General features: G+C 61.5%; 3 protein-coding genes and 1 pseudogene. 3 read left to right on the forward strand and 1 reads right to left on the reverse strand.

Annotated elements, in window-relative coordinates:
- Window positions 1-653 precede the first annotated feature (653 nt).
- Window positions 654-2546 (reverse strand): pentapeptide repeat-containing protein, encoded by a 1893-nt coding sequence (locus IM708_RS20055; RefSeq protein WP_209428344.1) that lies wholly within the window; start codon window positions 2544-2546, stop codon window positions 654-656.
- Window positions 2547-2848: 302 nt separating this feature from the next.
- Here IM708_RS20055 and IM708_RS20060 point away from each other — a divergent pair.
- The 3 genes and pseudogenes from IM708_RS20060 to IM708_RS20070 all read left to right on the forward strand — a co-directional run.
- Window positions 2849-3406: pseudogene (locus tag IM708_RS20060) on the forward strand (IS5 family transposase); the annotation flags it as partial.
- 227 nt (window positions 3407-3633) lie between these two features.
- Window positions 3634-5265 (forward strand): hypothetical protein, encoded by a 1632-nt coding sequence (locus IM708_RS20065; protein ID WP_209428345.1) that lies wholly within the window; start codon window positions 3634-3636, stop codon window positions 5263-5265.
- 75 nt (window positions 5266-5340) lie between these two features.
- A complete protein-coding gene (locus tag IM708_RS20070; RefSeq protein WP_209428346.1) occupies window positions 5341-5799 on the forward strand; it encodes a hypothetical protein in 459 nt (152 codons plus the stop codon).
- Window positions 5800-5930 lie beyond the last annotated feature (131 nt).

The following is a 5930-nucleotide window of genomic DNA, read 5'->3' on the forward strand; positions in this document are numbered from 1 at the left end:
GAGCAAGGGTCATCGTTCCGCACTCCCCCTTGCACCCCCCTGCTCGCGGGGGACCGTTTCCTCTCACCCCCTGCACCCCCAGCGCCGCTGCGCGCCGCCAGGGAGGACGCGCCGCTCTCCCTGACCCTCTCGGGGCCTTCAGCCGGAGCAAGGGTCATCGTTCCGCACTCCCCCTTGCACCCCCCTGCTCGCGGGAGACCGTTTCCTCACCCCCTTGCACCCCCTGGCAGCCGTCGGCTCGACCAGGGGCGCGCGCCGCCTCCCCTGGACCCCTCCGGGCATAGACCGCTCGCCGCCGTTCTCTGCACTCGTCCCGGCCGCCTTCCGCGGGACCGAAGGGGAACGTTCCACACGCCCCTCCGGACACCCCTCGCTCCCGGGGACGCCCCGGACCCCGTCGAGACGGATGTAGCGCACCTCCAGGGAGTCCTGGCCGCAGGGCGAGTCAGCCGAGATTCACTCGTCGGCGGCGTTCGATCGCTTGCTCGGCTGCGGCGTAGTCTCGTCGGCGGCCTTATCCGCCTCCTCCGCAGCCCGACAGCCATTGGCCTCCTCCGCAGCCGCGCGCGACTCGTCCTCGATATCGGCTTCCCTGCATGCCCGTTTGGAGTTACGCCGAGCGCGCAAAAAGAAAACACGCGATCGGGCTCCACCTATTGAACCGTGCGCGCAGCTCGTTCGGGCGGATCATAAGCTGCGGGGTCGGCCTGCCACCTGCGCCACTCGGTGTAGAATTCCAGCAAGTGGAGGACGTGGCGTGGCCAGTGGGCGGGGCGGGTGAGGCCGTCGGGCAGGGTGACGCTGTCATCCCCGAAAGTTTCGTTGACCTGCGCTTGTGAGATCGGGACAGTAGAAAGGTCCACTTCCTTGATCGCAGCCGCTTGGAGAGAAGCTGCGATCAAGGAAGTGGTTTCGTCCAACCGCGCCCCGCGCAGGATCGCCCCCTCCAGCCGCGCCCAACTCAGGTTCGCCCCCTCCAGCCGCGCTCCGCGCAGGTTCGCCCCCTCCAGCCGCGCCTCGAGCAGGTTCACCCCCTCCAGCCGCGCCCCGCGCAGGTTCGCCCCCTCCAGCCCCGCCCCGACCAGGGTCGCCCCCTCCAACCGCGCCCAACTCAGGTCCGCCCCCTCCAGCCCCGCCCCGCGCAGGTTCGCCCCCTCCATCCACGCCTCGAGCAGGTTCACCCCCTCCATCCACGCCTCCTGCAGGTTCGCCCCCTCCAGCCCCGCCCCGACCAGGATCGCCCCCTCCATCCACGCCTCCTGCAGGTTCGCCCCCTCCAGCCGCGCCCCGATCAGGTTCGCACGGCGAAGGTCCGCGCCGGCCAGGTTCGGGGCTCGCAGCGCGGCGAGCGTGTTGGCGCGCTGGGTGCGCCAGTCGCTTTCGATGCGAGAGTCGAGGTCGGTGAAAAAGGTGTCGCACTCGGCGGTTTCGGGCGGGAACTGGCGGGCGCACCAGGTGGCGCGGAGGGACGCGAGGGTGGCGGCTACCGAGGCAACGCGGTCGTCGGCCTCTGTGTCATCCTCGACCGGGCCGCAGAGTGCGGGGGTCAACCCCTCGGCCCGGCAGGCGTCCAGCCGAAAGGCGGCGAAGGCCTGATCGTGGACCAACCAGCCGGGCGGCGTTTCGGTGAAGACCACGTCCGCGAGTTGTGCCCGGGCGAGGTTGATCGGGAGGGCGTTCCAGAGGGAGCCCTCGTCCAGGTTGCGCACCTCTATCCAGCCGAGGCGGGCGAGGTTCAGTTGCGCGGCGTAGGTGTCCAGCGGCTCCACCGTCCGGAAGAACCCGACAAGGGCGATGGCGGCCCAGAGCGGCGCCCAGGTGAGGGTCAGGAGCGCGGGCCTGCCCCATCGGCGCAGGGGGGCGCGACGGTCAGGCGGGACGGCTTGCCCTGCGTGGCGGCCTGCCCGCCAGAGCCGCGCGAGGCTGGCGATGCTGGCGTGGAGCGCGGCCATCAGGGGGATGCCGCAGGCTATGATGGTCAGCGGCCAGTCGTGTTTCGGCATCGACCGCCACCAGAAGGCGCCAAGGACCAGCGGTGCGGCAAGAAACAGCAGACCGAGGGTGACGAGGAAGCTGAGCACCCAGAGCGGGCGGCGGGTGACGGCGCCGTCGCTGCGAAAGCGCAGGGCGAAATCGCTGACCAGCCACGGCATGATGGTGTCCGACAGCGGCTGGCCGGCGCGCGTGGCCGGGGCCTGCGCCAGCGCGTCCCACAGCTTCATCAGGTAGAGGTGCACGTAGACATGCAGCATCGCGCCCAGCGTGGGGGCGATGTAGAAGAACAGCGCCGTGGGGATGGTGACGCCGATGAGGGGAAGCTGGGTCTGACGCTCGGGCAGGAAGAAATCGGCATCCTCCACCCCGATCAGGGTGACGCCGACGAAGGCGAGGTAGGAGAGCAGCGCGAACCAGTTTGCGCGGGCGGCGCGGGCGAGTTCGTTGATCTGTAGGATCGGATCCGGTGCCTGGAGACGGTCGGTAGCCGCCTGCTTGCGCTGGCGGATCGCGCGGCGCGCGTGGAACGGAAGGCGCACGGGGCGGCTCAAATGGCTGATCCGAAGCTGTTTATTGCCAACTTATCAGAATTCCGTCGCTGTGCGAAGCACCTGCTATCTGCGGTACAGAAAGGGTCGCTGCGCGAGACCCGACATTCGACATGTTCGTGCCATCGCCGCAAGCCACTGCGCGTCGATTTCCGCAGTCCGCCGGGCGCGGGCCAACGCCTCGTCGCGAGCAATTCACTGAGCGAGTTCGGCCTCAAGCCGCATGACGAGAGATAAAGCCCACACTTCACCGCTCGCCAGCAGCACCGTGACCCGGTCACGGGCCGAGATGGCGCGGTCGATTTAACAAGGCGATCAAGAGCGGTGAGGTGCCCGAGGACTGGGCGGAGAAGCCCGCCAAGCGGTCACAGAAGGACGTTGATGCCCGCTGGACGAAGAAGCATGGCAAGAGCCACTATGGCGACAAGAACCACGTGAACGTGGACCGCACACACAAGCTGGTGCGGCGCTACCATGTCAGCGATGCCGCCCTGCATGACAGCCAAGCGGTGGACCACCTGCTGACACGGGACAATACCGGCGCGGGCGTCTGGGCCGATCCCGCCTATCGATCCGAGGACATGGAGGCCAAGCTGCGCGCGCGCAAGCTGAAAAGTCACATCCACCGCAAGGGCAAGCGCGGCAAACCGCTGACCGAACAGGGCAAGGCCAGCAACCGGACCAAATCCACGGTGCGCGCCCGGGTCGAGCACATCTTCGCGGCGCAGGCCAACGACATGGGCGGCACGCTGGTGCGCACCATCGGCATGGTGCGGGCCAAAGCAAAGATCGGGATGAAGAACCTGGCCTACAACATGCGCCGTCTCGTCCAGTTGCGCCGCCTGAACCCGTGCCCGGCATGACCCCGGGGCGCGGAAATCAGGCCGCGAGGCACGAAGCGCTGCGCCTGGCAGAAGCCGGCATCAAGTTCGAGTAGCGCGTCGGGGCGCCAAACCGCGGCAACATGCCAACTTCACGCCGCTGAAACCGCAACGCTCGACCGGGAGCGATCAAAAATTCGAGGTGCCCTTTGGCTCGTCACTCTCCCAGAAATGGACTACACTCCCCATTTTAAGGAGGATCTTTGGCTATGGGGTTCAAGAACGCGTTGGTGCTAGTTCACGGGGTCGGACACACCGATGAAGGATCTACCATCGAGGCACTTCTGGAGGGGGAGGGCAACGGAGCAGTAGTCGCTAGGTACTCTACGCTGCAAATTGGTGAACATCGCTACACCACGGCCACCACAGACCAAGACGTCGATATCTTTGAATCGAACTGGTCGCAGACGCGTCCGCTCCAAAGCGGGGGGCCAAAGATCCTCCTCGAGGCGCTGCTTCTTGTCCTCGGCATGCTTCAAGTTTCGCAGTTCCAAAAGCTCGAGCCAAATGAGCGTCGTTCATTCTTCTTAGGGAGGCTCTACAAAGGCATCTTTCTAGGCGGGCTATTTTGGTGCTTACATCCCCCGATCGTGTCAATGTTTGTCGTGGCCGAGCAACCATTCCTTGCCGGGACTTGGCTAGTCGCGCTGGGGCTTGCGGTTTGGTGGTTTCAGAGGTTTGACAAGGACCTCCGGTGGGGTGCTGCGTGGCTTGGCGCCACGCTGTTACTATGGCTAACCCATTTATTTGCCCCACTTTCGGAGGAGCAGTACGTTTTGCTCAGTACGCGCCCCTACGCGATATTCACCGGACTCACAGTCTTGGCAGCGCTGCTGACTCTCGCAGGAATCAGGCTTCAACTGGACTTCAAAAGTCGACGCGGCCGTGACGTCAGATACGCATTTGTCTATGTACCCTTCTTTGTAGCTTCCTGTGTCGGAGCCGTAGTTTGGGTTATTGCGCTCAGCATGGCACGCGCGTTTGCCGATGATGGCGCGTACTTTTTGGGAAGTTGGCCGAATTACTATGCGCTGGGATTGCAATATTCGATACATCGCGCCGAGATGTATAGCGGGCTTTTGACATTCATCTGCGGAGCGTTGCTTTTATTGCCGTTGCTGACATACCTTCGGGCAAAGAAGATCGCGCCGGCAGAATCGGCAGAAAAGGCCCGGAGGACGTTTGAAATTGCTCTTCGTATAATACCGATCCTTTTGCTCTTTTCGTTTCCTATCTTCATCGTGCTCGTTATCCTACCCGGACCCGATCCTAACGAGACCGCTACTTCGGTCTGGGAAGCATACACGACTTGGTCGGCTCGAGTTCTTGGGTTTTTGCCCTTTCTGTTTGGCGGCGTGGCGGTTGCCCTAAAGGCGACCGGAGACGTGCTCTACTATCTAAGTCCGAACACTGAGTTGATTTCTGTCCGAGACAGAGCCGTGACCAAACTGCGGGTCCTAGTGGAGCATCTATTGGGCGACGGCTATCAGGTTTTGATCCTTAGCCACAGCCAAGGGACAATAATTGCGCTCGATGTCCTTGCACAACTGCCAGAAAAGCTGGGAATTTGGATCTCCGGGTCGCCGTCAGACTCGCTATACATCGACTACCTCGAAGTTGATCGCCTCACGGGCCTGCGAGCAAAGCATGATGAGTTCAAAAACTACTATCGACAGGACGACGTCATCGCCGGTCAGGTCAGATCAAGCGAGAATACGGATATCAACAGGGCGTGGACCGAGGGGGGACACACCAATTACTGGAAAGAGTTCGACTTGATCAAAGTACGAGATACTATTAGCTCTTTAGCGGAGCGCACAACGCGCGCATCAAGCGCTTAATCTAATATGCCGACGCTTGGGTCGCGCTCACGGCACAATGATTTGTGCTCCTCGATTACGTTGCGAGATAAGGACATGACGACGCGTGAAGAAATAAAGAAGGATTCGGCTCTTGCAGCGTTAGCTTGGTCTTCCATGCTCGGCATGTTCATGTGTGCTGCATTCGATATTTTCCCATTCAAGTATCTCTCCGAACTCTCTTGGACGATTTCCCGCAGTATCAAATACCTGAATCCTTATGCGCTTTATGACAATCAAATTAACACTGCACACGCAGTTTTGAGGCTAGTTCTTCTGCTAGTTCACTCTGTGCTACTCTTATGGTTACTCCGTAGCAGGCATTTTTTGATATTTGCGATGCCGTTGCTCAGCTTTGGTCTCTACTTCCAGGTTTTCATTTACAAAATATTTGAAAAGATGCCATATATTATACGTGAAGAGTTCATGTATCAGATGGACTTCTGGATCGGACTTGTAATTGACTTGATTTTGTCGCCCGCTTGCGTGCTCTTTCTGAGAATTTTCAGTCGATGAGTTCTCTTGGAAACTAAGATGCCGTTTCGACAAAGTCACGTCCCCAGCGACTGTAAAGCAAGGCTGCTCCTTCCATCCAGTTTTTGGGTTCTGTATGCGCTAGAGCGTGTTGCGTTCAATTGGCATCATAC

Origin of the sequence: Pararhodobacter sp. SW119 (genome assembly GCF_017811755.1) — a bacterium.
GTDB lineage: Bacteria > Pseudomonadota > Alphaproteobacteria > Rhodobacterales > Rhodobacteraceae > Pararhodobacter.